Annotated in this window: 5 protein-coding genes; all 5 read left to right on the top strand. The window is 32.8% G+C overall.

Going from position 1 to position 3,610, the window contains the following annotated elements; all coding sequences use genetic code 11:
* The first annotated feature begins 196 nt into the window (after nucleotides 1-196).
* The 5 genes from ABF633_RS20535 to ABF633_RS20555 all read left to right on the top strand — a co-directional run bounded on the left by ABF633_RS20535 (nucleotide 197) and on the right by ABF633_RS20555 (nucleotide 3,523).
* Nucleotides 197-361 carry a YvrJ family protein gene (locus tag ABF633_RS20535; RefSeq protein ID WP_415526564.1) on the top strand — a complete coding sequence of 55 codons (165 nt, stop codon included), beginning with the start codon at nucleotides 197-199 and terminating at the stop codon, nucleotides 359-361.
* 319 nt (nucleotides 362-680) lie between these two features.
* Entirely contained in the window at nucleotides 681-1,007 is a 327-nt protein-coding gene (locus ABF633_RS20540) for a phage holin family protein (protein ID WP_415526572.1), read from the top strand.
* 191 nt (nucleotides 1,008-1,198) lie between these two features.
* The gene (locus ABF633_RS20545) at nucleotides 1,199-1,423 is read left to right on the top strand and encodes a DUF1659 domain-containing protein (RefSeq protein ID WP_415526566.1); all 225 of its coding nucleotides are present in this window, start codon (nucleotides 1,199-1,201) and stop codon (nucleotides 1,421-1,423) included.
* A gap of 203 nt (nucleotides 1,424-1,626) precedes the next feature.
* A complete protein-coding gene (locus tag ABF633_RS20550; RefSeq protein ID WP_415526568.1) occupies nucleotides 1,627-1,866 on the top strand; it encodes a DUF2922 domain-containing protein in 240 nt (79 codons plus the stop codon).
* Between the two features lie 490 nt (nucleotides 1,867-2,356).
* Nucleotides 2,357-3,523, top strand: a complete 1,167-nt coding sequence (locus tag ABF633_RS20555; protein ID WP_415526570.1) for an aminotransferase class I/II-fold pyridoxal phosphate-dependent enzyme — start codon at nucleotides 2,357-2,359, stop codon at nucleotides 3,521-3,523.
* Nucleotides 3,524-3,610 lie beyond the last annotated feature (87 nt).

Genomic DNA, 3,610 nt, shown 5'->3' on the forward strand with positions numbered 1-3,610 from the left:
TCTGAATTTTAGAACTGCAAATGCATGGCTTACTTGGCGTTGAACTCCCACTTGGATAAGTGGGAGACTTACGCCAAGTTAGTCAGGTTAAATTTTACTATATGTAAACTTTAGTAATAAATTAATAAAGTTTTCAGAAAAATTGTCTATAACATCATATATATTAAACATAACGGCATAAAGGGAGGTTGAGAGTATGTATGACGAGATAGTCAAACTCATAAACACCGTTGGTTTCCCCATAGCAGTTAGTCTATTTCTTCTCATTAAATTAAATGGACAAATTGATACTTTAATCAAATCTATTTATGAATTAAAAGAAGAAATAGCTGCCGTTATAAAAAACCAAGAAAGGAAGTAAGCCATAGGTCTTACTTCCTTTTTAAACATTATTCTCTACATAAACAGAGTTCTTTGTTTCAGGTTATATCAATATATTTAAAAATTTTTTTTATAAAAAATATTTTGCTCATTAGAATTACCTTTTTCAATAAAAATATTAAAAATTTAATATTTTTTATTAAAATGAGCACACTAATTATATATTCATAAAAATCTACTATTTAGGTGCTTGTGAAATTAAAAATAAAATTTTTAATTAAGCTCAAGGGAGGTAATTATTCATGGCACAAACTGAAGATCATAATAATAACAATAGAGGAGACCGCTCAGGTGGCGGCATGCTTCACTGGGTATGGAGGTTAATATTAGTAGCAATTGTTTTAGCAGTAACATCATTTTTGACACCAGGTTTTTCAATTAGAGGATTATGGTCATTTTTACTAGCTGCAGTTATAATAATTGTAGTAGATTATTTGATAGAATCCTTTATGGGAGTTGATGCATCACCTTTCGGTAAAGGATTAAAGGGATTTATTATCTCTGCTATAATAATATATCTAACACAATTTTTAGTTCCAAATATGCACGCTTCCATATTAGGTGCAATATTAGCAGCTATAGTTATTGGAATAATAGATGCAATTATTCCTGGAAGAGCAATGTAATCCAAGAGTATTACAATCTCTAGTCACAAAACAAAATTGAAAGGAAAGTAAGACTGAAAAATGTCTTGCTTTCTTTTTTATTTATAATCCTATATTAACAAATAATTCTTGCAAAAAAATTTAAAAATTATTTTGTAATAATTTATTCTTCGTCATATATATAGTCAGAAGCACAGGAAGGAGGTGATAACATGGCAGCAACATTAACTAAAGTTTCTTCTTCTGTGGTTATAGTAATAAACACAGGTAAAGATGCAAACGGAAAAGACACCAGCAAAAAATTAAACCTTGGAGCTGTAACAACTGCAGCTGCAGAACAGGATATATATGATGTAGCTTCAGCTATTGGAAATATCCTTAATTATCCTGTACAGACAATTCAAAAAGTGGACAACAATTTACTGACTAATGAGTAAAACTTATTAAAAAATTTTTATCTAAGGCATATGAAAATAAATAATAAGTCAAAGATGCGATGGATATTTTGAATCCAACAAGGAAACAGGTTCCGCAGATAGTGAGCTATCTAAGGGTTCTGTTGACGCAGTAGGATTCAAAATAGACTAGCATACTGACTAGTTATTTATTTGAATTTGCCTAAAGAAAGGAGGTCTTGTAAATGGCACATAAACTAACTTTAAAATTTACTACAGCAGAAGATGGTAAATATTTTTCATTATCTATAGACAATGTTAAGCAGGATGTAAATGGACAACCATCCATAACTGAAGCAGAAGTGAACAGTCTTATGGATCTTATAATCCAAAAGAAAATTTTCTCCACAAAAACTGGAGATATAACTGGAAAAAAAGATGCCAAACTAGTAACTACTTCTTCTGAAAGCTTTCAACTTAGCTAATACTATCATCAAAACCTCTAGCCCTGCTGAAAATGCAGGGCTATTATATTCCAAATAATTATACAAAACAGCATACAATCCTAAATGCCTGCTGAAGCAAGTTCTTAATTCAGGTGGGGATTCTTTTGCCCCATCTGAATTTTAGAACTGCAAATGCATGGCTTACTTGGCGTTGAACTCCCACTTGAAGAAAAGCAGAGAACCAAAATCTTCGATTTTGTGTGAATCGCTTTCGCTGTGTGCAAGCAGAGAACCAAAATCTTGGATTTTGTGTGAATCGCTTTCACAGAGTGCATGGGAGACTTACGCCAAGTTAGTCAGGTTAAAAAATTTTTTATACTGAGTTTTTGTATTTTATTTTTAGCCTGACATTGACATACAGAATATTATATAATGTTATTATTAACTGAAAATACACTATACGAAGCACCTAAAAATAAATACAATCCGTGCAGCATCAGCTGCATGAGATATTTTACGGAGGTATACAATGATTTTTTCGAAAAAAATGGATAAGCTAACTTCAGCTATATTTTCTCAGCTCAGTGACAGAAAAAATAAACTCATAGCTGAAGGTACACAAGTAATAGACTTTAGCATAGGTACTCCAGATATACCACCAGCTCCTCATGTTATTGATACAATAGTGAAGGAATCAAGTAAAATAGAAAATTACATATATTCCATAAATGATACAGATGAATTACTGATTTCAGTACAGAAATGGTATGGTAAAAGGTACGGAGTAAAACTTGAAAAAGATGAAATAGTATCACTACTTGGCTCTCAAAGTGGCTTTGCAGAATTAGCTTTAGCTCTGGTGGATCCTGGTGATATAGTATTGACTCCCGATCCTGGCTACCCTATTTTCACTGTAGGGCCTTACCTTTCCGGTGCAGAAATAGTTAAGCTGCCCTTATTAAAAGAAAATAATTATCTAATTGACTTTCATGCAATAGATGAAGAAACGGCAAGAAAAGCAAAACTTATGGTACTATCTTATCCTAACAATCCAACGGCTGCCACAGCCCCTCATGACTTTTATGTAAAACTTGTGGCCTTTGCAAAAAAATATGACATAATGGTACTTCATGACAATGCCTATAGTGAACTTGTATTTGATGACACAGAAGGCAGCAGTTTTTTGTCCATCCCTGGAGCTAAGGATATTGCAGTAGAATTCAACTCACTATCTAAGACTTACAGCATACCAGGCTGTAGAATTGCCTTTGCAGTTGGAAATAGAGAAATTGTAAAACAATTAAAAATCCTGAAATCCCATGTAGATTATGGAATGTTTCTACCCTTTCAAAAAGCTGCGATTTCAGCCTTAGAAGGCCCTCAGGATTATGTCCAATTAGTAAAAAATACTTACAGAGAAAGAAGAGACCTTCTTGTAAATGGGTTAAATAAAATTGGCTGGCATATTGATAACACTGGAGGCAGTATGTTTGTATGGGCTGCTATTCCTCCAAAATATAAATCTTCCCTGGAATTTACTTTTGATCTCATGGAGAAAACAGGAGTTATTGTAGTTCCCGGCAGCAGTTTTGGAGACCATGGTGAAGGCTTTGTACGTTTTGCCCTTGTGCAAAATAAAGAAAAAATACTTAAGGCAATACAAAACATTGAACTTAGCGGCATACTTGAAAACTAAAAACGAATTAATAAATGGAAATTATCCTATATTCATTGAAGCAAGTTCTTAATTCAGGTGGGGATTCTTTTACCCCATCTGAATTTT

Source organism: Clostridium sp. (genome assembly GCF_047718555.1).
In the GTDB taxonomy this organism is placed as follows: Bacteria; Bacillota; Clostridia; order Clostridiales; family Clostridiaceae; genus Clostridium_I.

Excerpts from the sequence above, each read along its gene's own strand:
- ABF633_RS20535 (WP_415526564.1), top strand. The coding sequence starts at position 197 with ATGTATGACGAGATAGTCAAACTCATAAACACCGTTGGTTTCCCCATA.
- ABF633_RS20540 (WP_415526572.1), top strand. The coding sequence starts at position 681 with ATGCTTCACTGGGTATGGAGGTTAATATTAGTAGCAATTGTTTTAGCA.
- ABF633_RS20545 (WP_415526566.1), top strand. The coding sequence starts at position 1,199 with ATGGCAGCAACATTAACTAAAGTTTCTTCTTCTGTGGTTATAGTAATA.
- ABF633_RS20550 (WP_415526568.1), top strand. The coding sequence starts at position 1,627 with ATGGCACATAAACTAACTTTAAAATTTACTACAGCAGAAGATGGTAAA.
- ABF633_RS20555 (WP_415526570.1), top strand. The coding sequence starts at position 2,357 with ATGATTTTTTCGAAAAAAATGGATAAGCTAACTTCAGCTATATTTTCT.